General features: G+C 38.7%; 22 protein-coding genes. 4 read left to right on the top strand and 18 right to left on the bottom strand.

Translation table 11 applies throughout. The features are described from left to right. Nucleotides 1-16 precede the first annotated feature (16 nt). The 10 genes from NST97_RS17130 to NST97_RS17085 all read right to left on the bottom strand — a co-directional run bounded on the left by NST97_RS17130 (nt 17) and on the right by NST97_RS17085 (nt 10,341). Entirely contained in the window at nt 17-685 is a 669-nt protein-coding gene (locus tag NST97_RS17130) for a methionine ABC transporter permease (RefSeq protein WP_066249196.1), read from the bottom strand. Beyond that, on the bottom strand, nt 678-1,703 hold the full coding sequence (locus tag NST97_RS17125) for a methionine ABC transporter ATP-binding protein (RefSeq protein WP_063386934.1): 1,026 nt from the start codon (nt 1,701-1,703) through the stop codon (nt 678-680). The genes NST97_RS17130 and NST97_RS17125 overlap by 8 nt, the downstream gene beginning before the upstream one ends. Before the next feature lie 265 nt (nt 1,704-1,968). Next, nucleotides 1,969-2,283: an SCP2 sterol-binding domain-containing protein gene (locus NST97_RS17120; protein ID WP_339194480.1), complete on the bottom strand. Its 315-nt coding sequence runs from the start codon at nt 2,281-2,283 to the stop codon at nt 1,969-1,971. A gap of 114 nt (nt 2,284-2,397) precedes the next feature. Continuing rightward, on the bottom strand, nt 2,398-2,709 hold the full coding sequence (locus NST97_RS17115) for a thioredoxin family protein (RefSeq protein ID WP_327862665.1): 312 nt from the start codon (nt 2,707-2,709) through the stop codon (nt 2,398-2,400). Nucleotides 2,710-2,725: 16 nt separating this feature from the next. Beyond that, nucleotides 2,726-3,076, bottom strand: a complete 351-nt coding sequence (locus NST97_RS17110; protein ID WP_063386937.1) for a toprim domain-containing protein — start codon at nt 3,074-3,076, stop codon at nt 2,726-2,728. 790 nt (nt 3,077-3,866) lie between these two features. Beyond that, a complete protein-coding gene (gene gcvH, locus NST97_RS17105; RefSeq protein ID WP_063386938.1) occupies nt 3,867-4,250 on the bottom strand; it encodes a glycine cleavage system protein GcvH in 384 nt (127 codons plus the stop codon). 63 nt (nt 4,251-4,313) lie between these two features. Continuing rightward, nucleotides 4,314-4,673 carry an arsenate reductase family protein gene (locus NST97_RS17100; protein WP_341343509.1) on the bottom strand — a complete coding sequence of 120 codons (360 nt, stop codon included), beginning with the start codon at nt 4,671-4,673 and terminating at the stop codon, nt 4,314-4,316. A gap of 219 nt (nt 4,674-4,892) precedes the next feature. Continuing rightward, nucleotides 4,893-6,632, bottom strand: a complete 1,740-nt coding sequence (locus NST97_RS17095; protein WP_063386989.1) for an acyl-CoA dehydrogenase family protein — start codon at nt 6,630-6,632, stop codon at nt 4,893-4,895. A gap of 133 nt (nt 6,633-6,765) precedes the next feature. Beyond that, complete coding sequence (locus NST97_RS17090) at nt 6,766-7,941, bottom strand: acetyl-CoA C-acetyltransferase (protein WP_341343508.1); 1,176 nt, start codon at nt 7,939-7,941, stop codon at nt 6,766-6,768. Nucleotides 7,942-7,959: 18 nt separating this feature from the next. Next, nucleotides 7,960-10,341: a 3-hydroxyacyl-CoA dehydrogenase/enoyl-CoA hydratase family protein gene (locus NST97_RS17085; protein ID WP_205419943.1), complete on the bottom strand. Its 2,382-nt coding sequence runs from the start codon at nt 10,339-10,341 to the stop codon at nt 7,960-7,962. A 172-nt stretch (nt 10,342-10,513) separates the two neighbouring features. Here NST97_RS17085 and NST97_RS17080 point away from each other — a divergent pair, with 172 nt between their 5' ends. Further along, nucleotides 10,514-10,777 carry a hypothetical protein gene (locus NST97_RS17080; protein ID WP_198318588.1) on the top strand — a complete coding sequence of 88 codons (264 nt, stop codon included), beginning with the start codon at nt 10,514-10,516 and terminating at the stop codon, nt 10,775-10,777. A 14-nt stretch (nt 10,778-10,791) separates the two neighbouring features. Further along, nucleotides 10,792-11,142, top strand: coding sequence for a spore coat protein (locus NST97_RS17075; protein ID WP_063386942.1), 351 nt, complete (start codon nt 10,792-10,794; stop codon nt 11,140-11,142). Between the two features lie 361 nt (nt 11,143-11,503). Here NST97_RS17075 and NST97_RS17070 read toward each other — a convergent pair whose 3' ends face one another. Genes NST97_RS17070 through NST97_RS17050 form a run of 5 tightly spaced genes read right to left on the bottom strand, consistent with a single transcriptional unit; the run spans nt 11,504 to nt 15,406 of the window. Further along, nucleotides 11,504-11,755: a DUF2573 family protein gene (locus tag NST97_RS17070; protein ID WP_063386943.1), complete on the bottom strand. Its 252-nt coding sequence runs from the start codon at nt 11,753-11,755 to the stop codon at nt 11,504-11,506. A gap of 15 nt (nt 11,756-11,770) precedes the next feature. Beyond that, nucleotides 11,771-12,535 carry an IucA/IucC family C-terminal-domain containing protein gene (locus NST97_RS17065; protein WP_082829501.1) on the bottom strand — a complete coding sequence of 255 codons (765 nt, stop codon included), beginning with the start codon at nt 12,533-12,535 and terminating at the stop codon, nt 11,771-11,773. Further along, nucleotides 12,523-13,344 (bottom strand): ABC transporter ATP-binding protein, encoded by an 822-nt coding sequence (locus NST97_RS17060; protein ID WP_063386944.1) that lies wholly within the window; start codon nt 13,342-13,344, stop codon nt 12,523-12,525. Before NST97_RS17060 ends, NST97_RS17065 begins: the two co-directional genes overlap by 13 nt. 11 nt (nt 13,345-13,355) lie before the next feature. Next, nucleotides 13,356-14,408 carry a FecCD family ABC transporter permease gene (locus NST97_RS17055; RefSeq protein ID WP_339194470.1) on the bottom strand — a complete coding sequence of 351 codons (1,053 nt, stop codon included), beginning with the start codon at nt 14,406-14,408 and terminating at the stop codon, nt 13,356-13,358. Then, the gene (locus NST97_RS17050) at nt 14,405-15,406 is read right to left on the bottom strand and encodes a FecCD family ABC transporter permease (protein ID WP_235600414.1); all 1,002 of its coding nucleotides are present in this window, start codon (nt 15,404-15,406) and stop codon (nt 14,405-14,407) included. The genes NST97_RS17055 and NST97_RS17050 overlap by 4 nt, the downstream gene beginning before the upstream one ends. Nucleotides 15,407-15,567: 161 nt before the next feature. Between NST97_RS17050 and NST97_RS17045 the strand changes: the two genes are divergently transcribed. Then, nucleotides 15,568-16,560 (top strand): ABC transporter substrate-binding protein, encoded by a 993-nt coding sequence (locus tag NST97_RS17045; protein ID WP_066249177.1) that lies wholly within the window; start codon nt 15,568-15,570, stop codon nt 16,558-16,560. A 514-nt stretch (nt 16,561-17,074) separates the two neighbouring features. On the opposite strand, the gene NST97_RS17040 is transcribed toward NST97_RS17045, so the two are convergent. From NST97_RS17040 to NST97_RS17030, 3 genes are all read right to left on the bottom strand, one after another. Beyond that, nucleotides 17,075-17,836, bottom strand: a complete 762-nt coding sequence (locus tag NST97_RS17040; protein ID WP_130156801.1) for a FixH family protein — start codon at nt 17,834-17,836, stop codon at nt 17,075-17,077. Nucleotides 17,837-18,438: 602 nt separating this feature from the next. Further along, entirely contained in the window at nt 18,439-19,818 is a 1,380-nt protein-coding gene (fumC, locus tag NST97_RS17035; RefSeq protein WP_341343507.1) for a class II fumarate hydratase, read from the bottom strand. Between the two features lie 143 nt (nt 19,819-19,961). Then, on the bottom strand, nt 19,962-20,279 hold the full coding sequence (locus NST97_RS17030; protein WP_063386951.1) for a MerR family transcriptional regulator: 318 nt from the start codon (nt 20,277-20,279) through the stop codon (nt 19,962-19,964). Between the two features lie 215 nt (nt 20,280-20,494). Between NST97_RS17030 and purU the strand changes: the two genes are divergently transcribed. Continuing rightward, nucleotides 20,495-21,394 (top strand): formyltetrahydrofolate deformylase, encoded by a 900-nt coding sequence (purU, locus tag NST97_RS17025; protein ID WP_341343506.1) that lies wholly within the window; start codon nt 20,495-20,497, stop codon nt 21,392-21,394. Nucleotides 21,395-21,480 lie beyond the last annotated feature (86 nt).

Below are 21,480 nucleotides of genomic sequence, written 5' to 3'. Positions count from 1 at the left end.
TATTCTCCTCCTTCGTTTAACGCTTATCAATTGCTCTTGTAATCATATCGCCGATCAATTGGATGATAAATACAATAATCAATATGAGTACAGTTGCAACAAATGTTACATCACTATGATTACGCTGAAATCCTTCTAAATAGGCAAGGTTTCCAAGACCACCGGCACCAATGGCGCCTGCCATGGCTGTATAACCTACCAACGCAATTGCTGTGACAGTTATTCCTGAAACTAAAGCAGGCATCGATTCTGGAAGCAGTACCTTGAAAATAATTGTGCTCATTGTAGCTCCCATCGATTTTGCAGCTTCAATCACCCCCTTGTCAACTTCCCTCAGTGCAATTTCCACCATCCTTCCATAAAAAGGCGCAGCACCAATGATGAGTGCAGGAAGTGCAGCATTAGCCCCTAAAATGGTACCAACGATTGCTTTTGTAAAAGGAAGCAGCAAAATGATCAAAATAATGAAGGGAATTGAACGGAATACATTGACAACTGCTGCAACAAACGAGTGGATAAACCGATTTTCCCACATGTTCCCCTTTGACGTTAAAAACAATAAAAGACCTAAAATAATTCCGAGAAAAAATGTAGCAAATACAGAAACAGCTGTCATATAAACCGTTTCATAAGTTGCATCAATGACTTTGTCCCATTTTACATTTGGCAACAATGTCTCAAACATTCGCAATCACCTCCAGCTCCACTTGTTGATTGCGAATAAATTCAATGGCTTGTTCAACTGTAGTTTCATCTCCATCAAAATGGATGATTAACGTCCCGTAGGATCCACTTTGAGTTTGTGAAATTTTCCCTTGCAAAATATTAACCTCTACATCGAACTCTTTAATGATTTTTGAAATCATAGGCTGCTCCGCTCTGTCTCCTACAAAGGTAAGTTTGACAACCTTTCCATGCTTGTACTTTTCAAGCAGGTAATCAATCGTTTCCATTGTTTCATCAGGTTCTGTAACTTGTTTAACAAATCGTTTTGTAATGTTAGCCTTCGGATTTCGGAAAACCGTCAACACATCACCATGTTCAACAATCTTCCCGTTTTCCATCACAGCCACTCTATGACAAATTTTTCGAATTACATGCATTTCATGGGTGATCAAAACAATCGTTAAACCTAATCGCTTGTTAATATCTACAAGCAAATCTAGGATGGAATCAGTCGTTTGAGGGTCTAAAGCAGAAGTCGCCTCATCGCACAAAAGAACTTTCGGATTGTTCGCAAGAGCTCTTGCAATGCCGACTCTTTGTTTTTGTCCTCCGCTCAATTGCGAGGGATATGCATCTTCTTTTCCTTCTAAACCTACTAGTTTAATAAGTTCATCAACTCTTTTGAGCCGATCGCTTTTCTTCATGCCGGCAATTTCTAATGGAAAAGCGATGTTCTCCCGCACTGTTCTTGACCACAATAGATTAAAATGCTGAAAGATCATACTAATCTCTTTTCTGGCGGATCTCAGTTCTTTTCCTTTAATTTGGTCTATTCTTTTTCCCGCCACTTCAACTGTCCCATTTGTCGGCTTTTCAAGACCATTTAACAAGCGTATTAATGTACTCTTCCCAGCACCGCTGTATCCGATGATCCCAAAAATTTCTCCGCTCTGGATTTGAAGATCAACTTGATCGACAGCTTTTACTTGGCTATGATTCGTATGATAAATTTTTGTAACACCGTTGAGAGAAATCAAGTTTACACCTTCTTTCACACATGCAGCAGCTTCGGTTTAATACTAAAAGCCTTCCTGCACAGATGCAGAAAGGCACGATTACATTCAATTGACCTTCCTTTTTTTCAACGCAATTGTAGACAAAGCTTTATTGTACATGTGCACCCGCTATTTTTCTATTAAAACATTATTTTAAACAATACAAACTAACTGGGAGAGATTGTACCATTCAACAAACATTGTGTCAATATATTCTTTTCCGATATCTTTACTCTATTTTAACCTGTTAGGCCAATAAAGACAAGACAGATTCTAATCTTAAAATATCCCGAAATCTCCCCTCAACTTTTACTGCTTTCAATTTCATTAGTTGTTGGAGCTTTAGCTGGCCTGTAATGAGCTCTTCCATTTGCTCTTCATTTCCTATAATTTTTACATCAATGGATTCGATATTTCCATCAACTCGTCTTAATCCTTCCAAATCCAATTGATAACAATAAATGCTTTGGCCATACTCAAAAGCAATAAACATAGGATGTGCCGGAAATAAAGGCTTTAAAAAATGATGATCATTTGCCTTTTCTAATAAAAAATCAAACATTGACAACCCCCCAGCAAATATTTTATTTTACTCATTCTTTCTAGCTTTCCTTCTTCCTGCTGGGAGTTGTCGACGCTTTCTAGAAAAAACTGACATATTTCTCAGGAAATATAATTATATGGTAGAAAAACTTTTTAACTTTTGATATAAATAGTCAATAGAATGAAACGCATATATTTTTTCGGCAATTTGTCCTTTTTCAAAGATCAATAAACATGGAACACTTTCAATTTTCCATTTTTCGGCAAATTCAGGGATATAATTCAAATCTTTCGTATATATGTTTATGGAAGGAATGATTTTTTCTACAATTTCCAGCATGCTTTTAGCTAATTTACACGTCCCGCAAAAAGGTGTATATAAAAATATAATGGTTTTCTCTTCATCGCTAATCGCATCTAATTGCTCTTTTGTTATTTCAATCATTGAACACACTCCACATTTATGATAAATATCTTGCATGTACATCAATATTTGCTCTCAGCAAGACGGCGGCAATATGCTGTTCAGGTGCGGATGCAACTTGACGGTACATTTTGTCTATATATAGATGGTTGGCTTCCGGAAGCTCCCGCTTAATTTGTTTTCTCAATTTTTCTCCTGCTTCATCCGCATCGACTAAAATATAAACATCCTTGAAAAATAAGCTTTCCGCCAATTCATCGAGCTTGGACAAGCTTAACGTGCCATTTGTACAAATAATCTCAGCAGGTTCATTAATAATTTTCTCTACTTTTTTCTTATCAGACTTTCCTTCAACAATGATAACTTTCTCAATTTCTATCAGTGCCATTGTTATCACCTGCTTATAGATGCTTTTTGATATATACTTATTCTAAATGAAGTGGTTGATTCCTTCACACAAAATACTTTGATTGTCCGCACTTTTCCATTAATAAAGAAATCGAGTAGGAGGGAGCGATTAACTCCCGTCCTCTCACACCACCGTACGTACGGTTCCGTATACGGCGGTTCAATTAAGATAATTGACGCAAGTCTTTATAACTTCCGTGAATAGCTGTTCTCTTTATGCCAGTGGTCACTCCACCCTCCAAGAGATCTCCCACGGGATTCACCGCTTCCTCCCTCAAGTGAGGTACTACGTTTTCTGTGTTCATCATGACTCACTGAATGCCAAGGGCTATTCTCTCTTAATTGTTCGGTCCTTCTTAGTTGTTCTAGACCAACTAATACTATGACCTCTGCTGACTTCTGACTGTTCAGCTATCTATCACTAGATAGGTTACCAAGGTTACTTGGCGTGCCAGCCAGACCTCCCCGGGTAAGAGTGTAATCTTTCCTTCCATCCATCTGCTTCATTTACTCTGTATCACCTTCGGCAGAAAGGGCTTTGTTTTGTCTTGCAAACTCACCCAGTGATACCTAGCCTCATATGAAGTTCGTGTTCCGAGAGACCCAAAGTTTGCCGCTCGCTTCCTTCAGATTCCGCGTCACCACGGACACCCTTGCGTTAAGCTAACTGCTACTTCTGCCTTCGCAGCTCGGGACTTTCACCCTATAGATTACACCCATGCCGGGCGCACAAGGAAACCCCCTTCTCAAAGGGAGACGGGGGTTTCATATTAGTCTTCTTTTACCATTTCTTCATATTCTTCAGCTGTCATTAATTTTTCAACATCTTGAATGTCATTTGGTTCAACAACAATCATCCAAGCCTTTTCATAAGGAGATTCATTTACATATTCAGGATTGTCATCCAATTCCTCATTCACTTCAACAACTTTTCCGCTGATAGGGGCATAAAGCTCAGAAACTGTTTTCACTGATTCAACGCTACCGAAAGGTTCGTCAGCGACTATTTCATCTCCAACTTCTGGAAGTTCAACAAATACGATGTCACCGAGTTCAGACTGCGCAAAATCAGTGATCCCAATTCTTACTTTGTCACCTTCCACCTTTACCCATTCATGCTCTTCAGAATAACGCAATTCTTTTGGTGTATTCAATGTCATTCCCTCCAATTATCATTTTTATATAAGAATTCTATTTAAATAGAATCTTTTCTAAATTTAATTTCCCCAAATCTTCTCAAATTCCTCTTCTTTAAAGCCAACGGTCACCTTTTCCCCATCAGTAACAATCGGCCGCTTAATGAGCATACCGTCTGATGCGAGCAAATCAAAGAGCTCCTCATCTGTTGCTGTTTTTACTTTTTTTTTTAAACCTAATTGACGATATTTTTGACCGCTCGTGTTAAAAAACTTTTTTAACTCCAATCCGCTCTTTTCATAAAAGGATTTTAACTCTTCTTTAGAAGGAGGATTTTCCACGATATGTATTTCACGAAAATCAATTCCGTGATCTTCCAGCCATTTTTTCGCTTTTCTGCAAGTTCCGCACTTCGGATACCAGTACATTGTTAAAGCCATTCCTTCTCACCTCCTTCATACAACACCAATAATATTTTATCATATCCGAATTGGACAAACATAATAACTTGATCAATAAATTTTTGGAGCTGTCCAGAAAGTCAAATCCCCATTGAAAACAAAAGATCATAAACACCAATATATCAACGTTTCTAAAACATTAAAGGGGGTGTCAATTAGCCGTAAAAACGACTTATTAGACACCCCTAAGTCCCGCAGCTATACTATATATTTTTCCTCTTCAATCACTCTAGCTGCAATTTGGCGTTTTTTCTTAATGACATTTACAGGGATTTGTCGCATCAATTTTTTTAGAGCAGAGAGAAGAATCCGCAAGTCGTCTCCTTCCTCGATCGCAACAATCGTTTCTTTTGCATTCGCCTCTAATTCCTGAAACGCTTCTTGCACAAACACTTGTGTATAAAGAAGCTTCTGTTTATTCTTTTCTTCTCCTGAGTTCACAATGGCCTTTTCTGTGCGCAAAATAGCGGATTCCATCGCATAAACGTTATTTACCGCATCCGCGATATTTGCAAGAATCTCTTGTTCCTGCTGCAAGGATTGGCCAAATTTTTGAGCTGCAGCACCTGCCAGCAAAAGCGTCACTCTTTTCGCTTGTTTCAACAAATATTTTTCTTGCTCCAATACGCCATCGCCGATTTCTTCCGGCATCCATGTCAACAGTTCTTTTTGAAGGCTTTGTGCTTTTTGAAGAAGAGGTAGCTCCCCTTTCATTGCTTTTTTCAAAAACATTCCCGGAACAAGCAAGCGGTTGATTTCATTCGTTCCTTCAAAAATGCGGTTAATTCTGGAGTCGCGATAGGCCCTTTCCACTTCATATTCCGCCATGTATCCGTATCCGCCATGAATTTGAACTCCTTCATCCGCTATATAATCAAGCGTTTCAGAACCGAATACTTTGTTTAATGAGCATTCGATCGCATATTCAGCAATCGATTGGGCAACAGCATTTCCATCCTTTTGCTCTTCAGGTGTTAAATAACTCATCCGGTCATCAAACAATCCAACCGTTCGATAGACTGAGCTTTCCATTGCATAAAGCTTCAGCGCCATATTGGCCAACTTTTCTTGGATTAACGGAAATTGGGCTATCGGCCGTCCAAATTGTTTCCTTTGCACCGCATATTTGACCGACAATTCGATGATGCGCTTGCAGGCTCCGATTGCCCCGACGGCTAATTTGTATCGTCCGATATTTAAAATATTGAAGGCAATTTTATGCCCTTTGCCGATTTCCCCTAAAACATTTTCTTTTGGCACTAAAACGTTGTCTAAGATCAATGTCCTTGTTGAAGAGCTTTTGATCCCCATTTTCTTTTCCTCAGGACCTGTTGAAACACCCGGAAAATCTCTTTCAACAATAAATGCTGTGAAATGTTTGCCGTCCACCTTTGCATACACGATAAAAACATCTGCAAAAGCTGAATTTGTGATCCATTGTTTTTCTCCGTTTAAAATATAATGTGTTCCTGCCTCATTTAGCTTCGCTGTAGTTTTTGCACCAAGAGCATCTGATCCTGATCCTGGTTCCGTTAATGCATATGCAGCGATTTTTTCACCGACTGCAAGGCTGGGCAAATATTTTTTCTTCTGTTCTTCATTTCCAAACAATACAATTGGAAGCGAGCCGATGCCTACATGGGCTCCAAATGTAATTGAGAAGCCCCCTGCGCGGGAAAATTGTTCTGCAATAAGAGCAGAGCTTACTTTATCAAGACCTAGTCCGGAATATTCTTCTGGAATATCTGCTGCGAGCAGACCAAGTTCGCCAGCTTGCTTCAGCAATTTCACCGAAATATCAAATTCATGGTTTTCAAGACGGTCAATAAAAGGAACAACCTCGTTCAGGACAAAATCTTCAGCTGTTTTCGCAATCATTTTATGTTCTTCTGTACAGTCTTCCGGCGTGAAGATCCGATCAAAAGGAATTTCTTCCATGATGAAGCTTCCGCCCTTTATATAGGCCTCTGTTTTGTTTGCCACCCAATATTCCCCCTTTTGGATTCATAAATAAGTTCGAAGACTCCATGTCATTTTCCATCATGTGTAGAAAACCTAACCTTTTGGTTTTTTATAGAAGCTCGAAAACTCCCGCTGCACCCATTCCTCCGCCGATACACATCGTCACCAATCCAAATTGTTCATTTCTTCTTCTCATTTCGTGGATAAGAGTTAATGTCAATTTTGCACCTGTACATCCAAGAGGATGTCCAAGAGCTATGGCACCTCCGTTTACGTTTACTTTCTCTTCGTCTAATTTGAGTTCTCTAATTACTTGAATCGCTTGTGAAGCAAATGCTTCGTTTAATTCAATGAGTCCAATATCGGAAAGTTCAAGACCCGCTAATTCAAGCGCTTTTGGCACCGCAACGACAGGGCCTATTCCCATCACTTCAGGCGGCACTCCTCCTACAGCAAAAGAACGGAATTTGGCCAGCGGCTTTAGCTGAAGCTCTTCCGCTTTTTTTCGATCCATTACCATAACGGCAGCCGCTCCGTCGCTCATTTGCGAAGAATTTCCCGCCGTTACAGATCCGTTTACTGCAAATACCGGTTTTAAAAATGAAAGAACCTCTTTTGTTGTTTCTGGTCGAACCCCTTCATCTTTGCGAAATATTGTTTTTTTCTCCTGCAGCTTGTTATTAGCATCAACTGTTCGGTTCGTGATTTCTACAGGAACGATTTCTTCAGCAAATGCTTCGTTTTGAATTGCTAATGCTGCTTTTTGGTGGCTCCGCGCAGCAAATTCATCTTGTTCCTCTCGACTGATATTGTATTTTTGTGCGACCTGCTCGGCTGTATGTCCCATGCTCATGTAATATTCAGGCGCTTCCTCGGCAAGCTTTGCATTTGGCCGCAATACATTTCCAGTCATTGGAACAAGACTCATTGATTCTGTTCCTCCTGCGATAATGACTTCCGCATGCCCAAGCATGATCCGTTCAGCTGCATAAGCAATAGCCTGCAGCCCTGAAGAACAAAACCTGTTAATGGTTATTCCCGGCACTGTATAGGGGAGCCCTGCCAGCGCCGCGATATTTCTTGCAATGTTTAAGCCTTGTTCTGCCTCAGGCATAGCACAACCAATAATGACATCATCAATATGTCCGTCATAGCTTCCGGCCCGCTTCAATGTTTCCTTTACTACTAATGCTCCTAAATCATCCGGTCGTATGTTGGCTAATGCCCCTTTTTTTGCTTTTCCAACCGGTGTCCTAGCACCAGCGACAATGACAGCTTCCCTCATTTTTCTAACTCCTTTCTGTCAGTTGCGCAGCGGTTTTCCTTTTAACAGCATGTGCTGCATCCTGGCTTGTGTTTTCGGTTCACCTATTAAACTTAAAAATGCTTCCCGTTCCAAATCGAGCAAATATTGTTCATCTACCTTTGTCCTGTATGGAAGCTTGCCTCCCGCAATCACATAGGCTAATTTTTTAGCAATCTTTACATCGTGCTCCGAAGCGTATCCCGATAAATAAAGATTTTGTGCCCCTAATATCATGGCAGCATATCCGGTCTCGCCAACTACCGGAATTTTTTTGCGGACAGGAGGACGGTATCCGCTTTCATATAAAAACAGCGCTTTTTGCTTCGCATCATACAGCAGGTGATCTTTATTGATGGTTATGGCGTCTGTCGGTTGAAGAAACCCGTTTTGCTGCGCTTCCTGTGCGGATTTGGACACCTTAGCCATGGCGATCGTTTCAAATGTTTTATTTGCGACCTTTTGCAAATCAATTTCAATATCATTGCCGATTTGGTCAAGAATTTTTATATACAGTTCTTTGTTTCCTCCCCCGCCCGGGATCAGTCCAACACCTGTTTCAACTAGGCCAATGTAAGTTTCCATAGCTGCTTGAATGCTTGAGGCAGGCAAACATACTTCCGCGCCGCCTCCCAATGTCATATGAAAAGGGGCCGCTACAACCGGCTTCGGACTATATTTAATTTTCATCATCGCTTGCTGGAACTTTCTTATCATCAGCTCAATTTCAAAATAATTTTCATCCTGTGCCTCCATTAACATAAACGCAAGGTTTGCGCCTACACAAAAGTGTTTTCCTTCATTGCCGATGACTAGCCCTTTATAATTTTTATCAACTTCGTCGATGGCAAAATCGATCATTTGCACAATATCATAGCCGATCGCATTGTTTTTCGAATGAAACTCGAGCAGTGCGATATCATCGCCGATATCGATTAAGCTTGCCCCGTTATTTTCTTTAATGATTGATTTTCCATTTTTCAACGATTGCACATGAATTTGTTTCATATTTGTTTGCAGCAGTCTGTACTCGCCCCGATGATAAAAATAAGTGGCGCCTTCGCTTTGCTTATAAAACGTTTCATTTCCATCCTTCAGCATTTGCTTGACCCATGCTGGCACTGTTCCGCCCTGCTGTTCAATGGTTTCAACAGATCGTTTTATCCCGATTGCATCCCACATTTCAAACGGTCCAAGCTCCCAGCCAAATCCCCACTTCATCGCTTGGTCAATGTCAACGATCGTTTCGGCAATGCTGTCCAGCTGTTCTGCGGAATAAAGAAGCGTTGGAATAAGAATTTTCCAAATAAGAGTGCCTGCACGGTCGTTCGAATAAACAACGGCTTTTAACTTCTCCCCGGTGCCTTTTTCACGTCTCGCTATTTCGATAGAATCGGCACGAAGTTTTTTTCTATTTTCATATTCCATCGTATTTACATTTAATTCTAAAATTTCTTTGCCTGTTTTTTTGTAGAATCCTTGCCCGGCTTTTGATCCAATCCAGCCGTTTTCATGCATTTTCTTCATAAAATCCGGGACACGAAAAATTTCTTTTTCTTCGCCATCCACTCTTTCATATACGTTGTTTACGACATGAAAAAACGTGTCTAAACCGACTACATCAAGTGTGTGGAATGTGGCGCTTTTTGGTCTGCCGATCAAAGGTCCTGTCACGGAATCAACTTCTCCGACAGAATAATTCCCTTTCAGCATTTCACGTACGGTTACAAGAAAACCATATGTTCCAATGCGGTTGGCAATGAAATTCGGTGTATCCTTTGCGCAAACAACCCCTTTGCCAAGAACATCTTCACCAAATCTCTTCATAAATGCTACAACTTGTTCGTCAGTATCTTTTGTTGGAATAATTTCGAGCAGCTTCAAATAGCGTGGCGGGTTAAAAAAGTGAGTGCCTAAAAAATGTTTGCGGAAATCTTCTGAGCGGTTTTCTGACATCGAATGAACGGAAACTCCAGATGTGTTTGTGCTGATAATGCTGCCTGGCCGCCGCCATTTGTCCACTTTTTCAAAAACTTTCTGTTTAATATCGAGCCTTTCCACAACTGCTTCAATCACCCAATCAGCTTCAGCAATTTTCTCAATGTCATCATCAAAATTCCCGATCTCAATTCGCTCTATATTTTCTTTTGCAGTCAATGGAGCAGGAGTCTGCTTCTGCAGTCTTTGCACGGCCTTTTGAGCATAACGGTTTCGAACGATTGGATCTTTCAGCGTCAATCCTTGCTGTTTTTCTTCTGCCGTTAGTTCTGTCGGTACAATATCCAGGAGTAATACATGAATCCCGACATTCGCTAAATGTGCTGCAATTTGGGATCCCATCACTCCTGATCCGAGTACTGCAGCTTTTTTTATTTGACGCACAATTTCAAATCCCCTTTCATTTGAATGAACATTCATTCATTTTTTTCTGTTTTACTAAAGTATAAAATATTTAAAATTTTTGTTCAATATTCCTGTTAAAAAATTTTTGCATAACTCTTTAAAAATTGTGGGATATTAAATTTGTACATTTTTGAAAAAGGGGGCTTTTATGATGAATCAAATGCCAACCAATATGCAAAATATGCAGCAAAATCAAGTTTATAACGAACCGCCGCAAATTATTTCTGTAAAAGATCAACTATATTTAACAGATATGATGTCATGGAATTTAATTGCGATGAAAAAAGCACATTTTTTTGCTTCACAATGCCAAATTCCTGAAATTAAAGCTGAGTTGGAAAAGGTAGGAGAAATGCATCATCGCCACTATCAGCAGATATTAAATCAATTAAATGGCAATCCACAAATGCAGTAGAAAGGAGATTTATTATGCAAGCCCAGCAATCAAACAACACGAAAATCAGCAATCCGGAAACAACAGTTCAAAAAAGCCCGCAAATGAACGACCGCGACTTTATAAATGACTTGCTTGCAACTGAAAAATATATGACACAAGGTTATAGTACAGCTTTGAATGAGCTTAGCCACACCGTTTTATACGAAAATATTCAAATGATTTGCGACGAAACGCAAAAATGCCAGCGGCAGTTATTTAATGTCATGTTTAAAAATGGATGGTATTCCCTTGAGGCGTGCGACAACCAAAAAATACAACAAAGCTATCAGCAATATGCTAATTATTTGCAGCAGCAATCTCCTTACAATCAAAACATTCAATAAAAATGAACTTAAAAGTGTCTGACCCCATTCGAGCAGACAGCAAATAAAGAGTTAAAGCAGCCTTATTCCGGTAAACAAGCGGAGTAAGGTTTTATTTCTTTACGGGTTGAAATGTTATTCCCAATCGATTACTGAATAGGCGATCGAATGCTCATTCCGTTCTATATGATCACTATTTATCTGCTGTTTTTAAAGTAAGAAGCATTTTGCTTTAGCACAAAAAATTTTTAACCTTTATCAGCATTCCATTGTTTCGTCCAACGTCAATGCTATGAAACCTTAAAGTTATTTTGAATGATACTATTCTGTCCGCATAAAAAATCCCCCTGCTGCTTATAAGGAGGACAACTTCAAATTTAGATCAACGTTTTTTATTATTTCTATGCTGTTCATTTAATTCTTTTATTTCATTAATAATAGCTTTCATTTGTTCTTTTGCTTCTGGAAATTTTTCATTCCAATGTTTCACTAGCGGCGGCATCGATTTTGCCATGTACGTATACAACACCCAAATTTTCACTTTTTCTTTTAATTCAGGAGACGATTTTCCAAGCAAGAGTTCGGTATACTTTTCAACAAGCGCATCAATCTGAGCTTGAAACTGGTTATCCATTTTTAATCTCTCCAATTACTTTTTTATTGTACATTCACTAACATTCGGGCATGTTCTGCACTTTTTCCCTTCATCGTCTGTCAAATAAAACAGGCAGCATGTTTTTCTTTTTCGAATATAATCATCATATTGATCAGAATATGTCTTAGGACCAAAAAATTTTTTTAAAGGGTTCCGATTAAAATCCCCAAACAATTCACCTTTTGCTTCCTTCACGCAATAAATAAAATCTTCTTTTATTTTTTCATGTTTATCTTCATGCTGCTTTTCATTGAGCAATGTTTCATACATCCAAAATATATAGATCGCAACATTTTCCCAAAGAATCCATTTTGAAATTTTTGCCTCTGTTGAGACAACCTGTAAAAGACGGGTGATGTTTTCTTTAAATAATAAGGTTAACATTTCATCCCGCCATTTTTTTCTTTCTTGGGGAGCAATTGTGACTTCGTTCGATTTGAAATAAAAGCCCGGCAGCCAAAGCGGATCTTCGTCATCAGTGATCAGGACAAGATTTTTTATATCCACTTTTAAAGCTTTATCAAACATTGTCATGGTATAAAGAGCTAAAGCGGCTAAAAAAGCATATCTTTTAATAAACATTGACCCGGCTACATAAAGAGGTGCATTAAATTTAGGCTGAATATTTTTTAAAAACAGCTGCAGTTTTTCCGGTTTTAGCAGTTCCTCCATGTCAATTGATGAATCGGTTGCACGTTTTGCTTCTGAATATCGAAATTTTGACAGCACCTTTATTTCATCGAACGTCAACTTTCCCATGCCTGCATCCCTACTTTATTAATATTTCTCCCTTTTCCGAACGGAATACATAGCGGTGTTCCAAAAATCGGATCGCGAATAATTTTGCAATCCATTTCAAAAACATCTTTGACCAGTTGTACATTCATTACATCTTCCGGTTTTCCTTGTTTATAAATGTTTTTATCCTTTAATACGACGATATGATGAGCATAACGGCAGGCTAAATTTAAATCGTGAAGAACCATGATGATCGTTCTTTTCTCTTTCATATTCAATTCAAATAATAAATCGAGTATTTCAATTTGATGTGTTATATCTAAATAAGTTGTTGGCTCGTCGAAAAGAATAATATCTGTATTTTGCGCCAAAGTCATGGCGATCCATGCACGCTGTTTTTGTCCTCCTGATAAAGAGTCCACTGTTCGTTCTGCCAATTCACTCATTCTAGTTGCTTCAAGCGCTCGAAAAACTAATTCTTCATCTTCCTTGGACCATTGGTTCAGCCAATTTTGATAAGGATACCGTCCTTGTTTAACAAGCTGCAAAACAGTTAATCCTTCTGGGGCTTCAGGCCCTTGCGGAAGTATAGCCAGTTTTTTTGCCACTTCCTTTGTCGGTAGCTCGGCAATGTCCTTTCCTTCCAAGAGTACTGAACCGCCTGCTGGCTTTAAAATTCTTGCCAAAGATTTTAATAAGGTCGACTTTCCGCAACCGTTGCTTCCAATTAATACAGTAATTTCTCCCGTTGGAATAGTAAGATTAAGATCTTCAATAATCATATTCTGTCCATAAGCAAAAGTTAACTCATGAGTATACAATCTATGCATGCCATCACCTCCTAAATATTTCTGTGCTTCATTAACAAGTAAATAAAATAAGGAGCCCCGATTGCTGAAGTAAACACACCAGCTGGAATTTCATGCGGCAAAAAGATTGTTTTTCCCAATAAATCAGAAAGCATAACAATGAGTGCCCCGACAAAGGCTGAAATCGGCAGCATCAAACCAAAGCTTGAACCGACAAGCTTTCTTGCAATGTGAGGAGCAATAAGACCTACAAACCCTATCCCTCCTCCAAAAGCGACAGCAACAGCAGTCAAAGCGGTTCCTAGAAATAAGAGGAAAAAGCGGGTTAATTGTACCCGGTTTCCCATACCGATTGCGATCTCATCGCCAAAACTTTGAATATTGATCGTTCGTACAGTAACAACCGTTATCAAGAGAAGAATGATAGTTGCTGGAAACAAAATCTTTACTTGAGACCAGTTTGCTGCATAAACTGAGCCGGTTATCCAAATATTTGCTTGGGATGCTTGGTAAATAGGCCCTTTTATCATTAACAAAGTCGTTAATGCTTTAGTTAAAAAGGAGATTCCAATGCCGACCAACACAAGCCTGATGGCAGTCACACCGTTTTTCCACGACAATAAATAAACACAAATGCCTGTAACGGCTGCTCCTATGAAAGCTGCCAAAGGCATCCAATGAATGCTTACAGTTAAAGAATGATTCTTATCGGAAAACAGCATTAAAAATAGTACAACCGCTGCCGAAGCACCGCCGGTAATTCCGATAATGTCAGGGGATGCTAAAGGGTTTCGAACTAAATTTTGCAAAATTCCGCCCGCAACAGCCAAACACATGCCGACCAAAAGGGAAATAAGAATTCTCGGAAGCCTAAATTGTTTAATAACAAGCTCGTTCGTTCCATCCCCTATTCCAAAAATTGTTTGAAAAACTTGGGCAGGGCTGATCATCACTTCGCCTACACTTGCACTGACAAGGATTACGAAAAACGCCGCAAGAAAGAAAACGAACGAAAGGAAAAAGGCTTTTTTATCAATTAAAAATGAAATGACATTTCCGATCCGAAGCGAAACATATTTTTTCATGATGCACGAACCCCCTTCCTTGCAATATAAACAAAAAATGGGGTTCCAATTATCGCCGTCATGACCCCTACAGGGACTTCTTCAGGCATGACAATGAAACGGGCGCCAATATCTGCTGCAACTAGCAAAATCCCACCAAATACTGCACAGAACGGCAAAATCCATCTGTAATCATTTCCGGCCACATACTTTGCAATATGGGGCACGACTACGCCGATGAATGCAATAGGACCAGCCGCCGCAACTGCACCGCCCGCAAAAAATATGACAGCACAGGCTGCAAAAAACTTCACTGTTCCTACTTTTAGTCCTAAACTTTTCGCCACTTCTTCTCCCATTACTAAGACGTTTAATTTAGAGGCGATAAATGTACAAATAACTAATCCAATCAAAATATATGGAAGAACAGCTGTCATTACCTCCATTTTGCGGCCTTGCACAGATCCTGCAAGCCAAAATAATACTTGATCCAACGCTGCTTCATTTAAAACTAACAAACCTTGCGTAAGGGAAGAAAAAAGTGCCGCAACGGCCGCTCCTGCCAAAGTAAGCTTTACAGGCGTCAATCCATCACTACCCAATGAGCTGATCATGTACACAAGCATGGCAGCAAAAGCTGCGCCTGCAAAAGCAATCCAAGTAAACGCTTGTAAGCTGTTTACAGAAAATAAGGAAAAAGCTAGAACAATAAAAAATCCTGCACCGGCATTGATGCCAAAAACGCTTGGCGATGCAAGAGGATTTTTCGTAATAGCTTGCATCAATGCACCGGATAAAGCAAGACAAGCGCCGACTACACTCGCTATGACGGATCGAGGAAGTCGAACATTTTGTATAATAATATGTTCATTGGAACCATTAAAATGAAAAAAAGCATCCCAAGCCATCTTCCAGCTTGTATCCGTATATCCATATACAATACTTGCACACATGCAGAATAATAGAAGCAAAAAGGAAAGAAAAAGTAAGATTGCTTTACGATTACTAGATAATGACAACTTCACGTCTCTCCTAACAAGTCGAACTTCTGAACCAATTGTACCAAATCATTTTGAATGTGAAAATCATTTTCAATTAATTATTGACTTTTTATTTCTCACTGATTACTATTATTAAGGAATTGAAAATCATTTTCAACTACATTTTAGGGGGTTACATAATGAAAAAAATATCAAAATTATTATTTTCCATCGTTGCCATACTCATGCTGGCAGTAATTGCTGCTTGCGGCAACGGGGACAGTAAAGAAGCTTCAAAAGAAAAGAAAGAAAGCTCAACTGAAAGTCAATCATACAAAGTTGAGCATGCAATGGGAACAGCTGAAATTCCAAAAAAACCTGAACGTGTCGTCGTATTAACGAATGAAGGAACCGAAGCGCTTTTAGCAATGGGATTAAAACCAGTCGGAGCCGTTCAATCTTGGCTTGGCGATCCTTGGTACGATCATATTAAAGATGAAATGAAAGACGTTGAAGTCGTTGGTACAGAAAGTGAAGTCAATGTTGAAAAAATTGCAGCTCTTCAGCCTGACTTGATTATAGGCAATAAGCTTCGCCAAGAAGCAATCTACGACAAGCTCAATCAAATAGCGCCAACAGTTTTTTCGGAAACATTAAGAGGCGACTGGCAGGAAAACTTTAAGCTATATGCAAAAGCCATCGATCGTGAAGAAGAAGGACAAAAAGTATTAGATGATTTTAATAATCATGTAGAAGAAGTAAAACAAAAATTAGGAGATCAAGTGAATCAAGAAGTTTCAGTTGTTCGTTTCATGGCTGGTGTAACGAGAATATATTGGAAAGATTCATTTTCTGGTGTGATTTTCGATCAAATTGGATTTAAACGTCCTGCTCAGCAAGAAAAATTGTTTACAGATGCAAATAAATTAGGAGATTTGGCAGTTGAAGTCGGAAAAGAACAAATTCCGGAAATGGACGGTGACATCATCTTCTATTTCACCTATGCACCGCAAGGAGACAAAGAAGCTTTGCAAGCAGAAAAAGAATGGACAAACGATCCACTTTGGAAAAACTTAAATGCTGTTAAAAACGGAAAAGCTTACAAAGTTGACGACGCTATTTGGAACACAGCCGGCGGTGTGCTTGCTGCAAACCATATGCTGGACGACTTAGAAAAATTGTTAACTCAATAAAATTGAGATGGTCGAAAAGATAATTTTTTCTTACCTTGAAAATAAGCAATATGAATAAAGCCAAAGCAACCTTACTTCAAAATTCATTGGAGTAAGGTTGTTCAGCTTTTATGCACTTTTGTTTCGTTTAACTAAATTTTCGCTTTATTTTGGTTTATAAGACTACTTTGCATTTGTTATTTAACTTATGTTCGAACAAGTTATACTGGACGAATCTTCATTCATTTATAAAAAGGAATTCTTTTTCGTATTCAATGCCAATCAATTATTTCGTTTAAAATTCTTTTGCCATACATTCTCTTTTTAAGGGAAGGGCGGCTTTTCATGTTTTTAATTAATCTATTCATACGTATCGACGTTACGTGCTTCGAACATATCTGGTTCCTGCCGTTCAATTAGTTCGCCACGACTTAATTGATTTCTTTCCCCGCTCTTATTTTTGTCCATACATATACACTTTTTCAGCGATTCTTTCTCAATTCTTTTCTACCATAAACAATATCCATTCCGATCTTTATTTTTGAACCGTTACCTTCTTCGTGACATGCTCATGTAGTCCTTCATCATTGTTGACATGAACTTGGATTTGATAAGTTCCTGAGGAAGAAAATGTATATTTCGCTTCATAAGTACCTTTCTCGTCTCCTGCAGCATCTACCCAATCATGCTTATCAGAACCGTCCTTCCAAATTTCATAACGGACGTTTGCGTTTAGCAACGGAGCGTTTTCTGCTTGAATTTTTGTTTGAATCAATGTTTCCGCATTCGCCTTTACATTTGTCGGCAGCTCCAATTGGATGTCTACAGATCCTTGAGAATGTTCATGAGTATGATTTGCGGTTTCTTCGTTTTCTCCCGTTGAAGCTCCACCTTTATGTAGTTCACCAATCACAATTTGTTTTTTGGGCATATTATGCTGATTTTTCGCCGTAACGTGTGATTGAACAAAAAAAACTCCATTTTCATCAAATGTGTGTTCAATCGTATATTGGCCGTCTTTTTCATGTTTTGCTTCTATCATTTTACTTTCTTCTTTTTCTCCTTCTTTCCATATTTCAAATTTTACTTCATCAGCATCTTCAACCGCTTCTCCTCCGTAGCTCACTTCAGCAGTCAACGAAACTTTTTCATGAATATTCGCATGGTCTGGCACTTTCAAATTGACTTCGAGCGGATGAACTTCGGCACTTTCTCCGCTGTTCTCTTGTTTCGTTTCATTTTGACCGCAAGCTGCAAGAAGGAAAACGGCGGCAAGCAATATAATGATTTTTTTCACAATAAATCTCCTTTCCTCAATAAAAATTAATTGAGAACTATTAAATAAAGAATAAATTTAATACATACATATTGCAACATTGCAAAGGTGAATATTTTGTGTAGGATTCATGAAATTTTTATGTGGAGGATAATGGTTTTTGCACCTGGCAGCATTGAATATAAATAAGAAAACCGGACGCACAAATTGAACATATCCCGATCAAAGATCAAATAGACAGTATTAAAAATTCCCCCTTATTCAGCGGCTTACAGAATAGTTGTAGAAGGAATCACTGTTAAAGAAATCATCTGACAATTCCTCCCCATATAACTCAGTAGGTCTGTACGCTGAAGAAAGAAGCACTGTCTTCGAAGATATTTTTTAACTGCTAAGAGTTTAAACTCAACTGAATAGTTTATGAACTTTTGTCCTTTTCTTGCCATAAAAAATCACCTCTTAAAGCAGTGTTGACCAAATAGGGATTTTTCAACATCTACTTTAAGGGGTGCAGTTCATAGACAGTATAGGTTTTTTTCTTTCTATCTAGACAAGAGGGATCGTATCAAGTAGTGAGTATCGGTATATATTTTCATCTCCCAGCAAAAATTCAATGTTTTCTGTTACACCATTTTCTCCGGCTGGACAATGCGGTCAAATTCTTCGGCTGACAGAAGGTTCAGTTGAACAGCTGCCTCCTTTAAAGTCAATCGTTTTTCATATGCAAGCTTTGCAATTTTCGCTGCATTTTCGTATCCAATATGAGGATTTAAAGCAGTTACGAGCATGAGCGAGTCTTGTACATATTTATCAATCACTTCTTTGTTTGCTTCAATTCCCACAGCACAGCGGTCGTTGAAGGAAATTATACTATCCGATAAAAGCCGGATCGATTGTAAAAAGTTATAAATAATAACCGGTTTGAAAACATTTAATTCAAAATTTCCTTGGCTTGCGGCAAAACCGATCGCTGCATCATTTCCCATGACTTGGACTGCTACCATCGTTAATGCTTCGCTTTGCGTCGGATTCACTTTTCCCGGCATAATGGAGCTTCCGGGCTCATTTGCTGGTATCGTGATCTCGCCAATTCCGCATCTTGGACCGCTTGCCAGCCATCTAACATCATTTGCAATTTTCATAAGATCAGCTGCCAAGGCTTTTAGCGCTCCGTGTGCATGAACGATTTCATCATGGCTAGTTAGCGCATGGAATTTGTTTTCAGAGGAACGGAATGATTCATTCGTTTGCTTGCTTATTTCATCTGCTACAAGCTGTCCAAACTGAGGATCCGTATTAATTCCTGTTCCGACTGCTGTTCCGCCGATCGCCAAATCTCTCAAGTTATCCATTGCTTCGACAATCATTTTTCTGCTTTTTCTCAGCATATGTACCCATCCGCTGATTTCCTGTCCAAGCGTGAGCGGTGTTGCATCCTGCAAGTGGGTGCGGCCAATTTTCACAAGATTCTCAAACTGCTTGGATTTCTTATCAAGCGTCTCTGTCAACAAATCAATTGCCGGCAACAGCTTGTTTTTTATCACTATGACACCAGCAATATGCATTGCTGTAGGGAATGTGTCGTTTGAGCTTTGTCCCATATTCACATCATCATTTGGATGAATTTTTAATGATTCAAACCCATTTTCTTTCAAGTATTCATTTCCTTTAAACGAAATCACTTCATTGACATTCATGTTCGACTGCGTTCCGCTTCCGGTTTGCCATACTACGAGCGGGAAATGCTCATCAAGCTTCCCTTCTATAATTTCATCGCAAACACGAACGATCGCATCTTTTTTCTCTTTTGGCAGCTTTCCTAATTTTTCATTAACGATCGCTGCACCTCTTTTTAAAATGGCAAATGCACGAATGACTTCAATCGGCATCGTCTCAGTACCGATTTTAAAATTGTTTCTGCTCCGTTCCGTCTGTGCACCCCAGTAGCGGTCTTTGGGAACTTTTACTTCTCCCAGCGTATCTCTTTCTATACGATAGTCCATTTTCTTCTTCCTCCTTTTTAAATAATCATCTATTTTAAATATACCTCTAATATTTTGTTAAAAGCAAAAAAACTCTGATAATTTTTTATAAAAATGAAGAACTTTATTAAATCATAAAAAAAAGCGGTTTTAACCGCCCTGAACTATTGTTTTCTTATTTTGAAGTGTGCATTCAGCTGGCCTTGAATCATTTTTTTCTTATCTTCGAGCATTTTATCTCTTTCTTTTTTCAGCATTTCTTTTCTAATTTCAAACGTTTGAACGCCGTCTTCGATTTTATCTGCAATTTCCATTAATGTTTCAATATCTGAAAAGGAATATTTTCTCGTTCCTTGTTTCGTTCTTTCGGGAAAAATTAATTTTCGTTCTTCATAATATCGTATTTTTCTTGGTGATAGTCCTGTTAGTTCACTAACGATACCGATCGTAATGACTTTTTTATCCTTATATGATTCTGACATTGTTATACCTCCTTTAATAACGTTATTACGTTAAAATTTATAACATTTTCAGCCATTAACTTTATTATACAATTTTTTTTCGTATTTTTTAATTTTTGTTGTAAGATTTTCTTACATTGAATACTTATAAATATTTTTTTCCTTGTTCAAATTGACAAGAAAGCAAACTATTAGTATCCTTTGTACAGATCACATTTGGGTTGGAGGAAAGGTTTATGTTACATACGAAACAAACGAATCTTGAATCTTTTTTACATCAATATAAAGATCGCGCACGTCTTCTTATTACATGCAACGACCAGCCAGGAATTGTTGCAAAAATTTCTAAAGTTTTATATGAACACGGCGCCAATATCGTCCAATCAGATCAATATTCAACAGATCCTTCAGGCGGCACTTTTTTTATGCGCGTTGAATTTGAATTACCGGATATAGGACGTAAAAAAGGCGAGCTTGAAAAAGACTTTGAGCCGATCGGAAAAGAATTGCAAATGAAATGGCAATTTTCATATATGAACCAATTAAAGCGAATGGCGATTTTCGTATCGAAACAAGATCATTGCCTTCTCGATCTTCTTTGGCGTTATCAATCAGGCGATTTTTTTTGCGAAATACCTTTGGTAATCAGCAACCATCCAGATTTGCGTGAACCAGTTGAATCGCTTGGAATTCCGTATTATTACATACCGGTCAATAAAGACAATAAGCCGGAAGCGGAAATGCAGCAGCTTGAACTGTTGAAGAAATATAATATTGATTTCGTCGTTCTCGCCCGTTATATGCAAATTTTATCTCCAGATTTCATCAAGCATTACCGGCATCGAATTATTAATATTCATCATTCGTTCTTGCCTGCATTTGTCGGTGCAAGACCGTATGAGCGCGCATATGAACGCGGAGTCAAAATTATTGGAGCCACTTCCCATTATGTGACGGAAGATTTGGACGAAGGACCAATTATTGAACAAGGGGTTAAAGAGGTCAGCCATCGGTACAATGTTGAAGATTTAAAAAGAGTCGGAAGAACGATTGAACGCGACGTTCTCGCCCGCGCTGTACAATTGCATTTGGAAGACCGCATCATTGTTCACGGAAACAAAACGATTGTCTTTTAATCAAAAAGCGCACTTGCTTTTCACAGCATGTGCGCTTTTTTTCAATAAGAGCTCTATTGATAAATTCAATTAACAAGGATGTGGCA

It is taken from the genome of Aeribacillus sp. FSL K6-1305, assembly GCF_038050115.1.
GTDB lineage: Bacteria > Bacillota > Bacilli > Bacillales > Aeribacillaceae > Aeribacillus > Aeribacillus composti.
The sequence above is the reverse complement of the archived record's forward strand: the minus strand, read 5'-3'. Positions and strand labels throughout refer to the sequence as shown.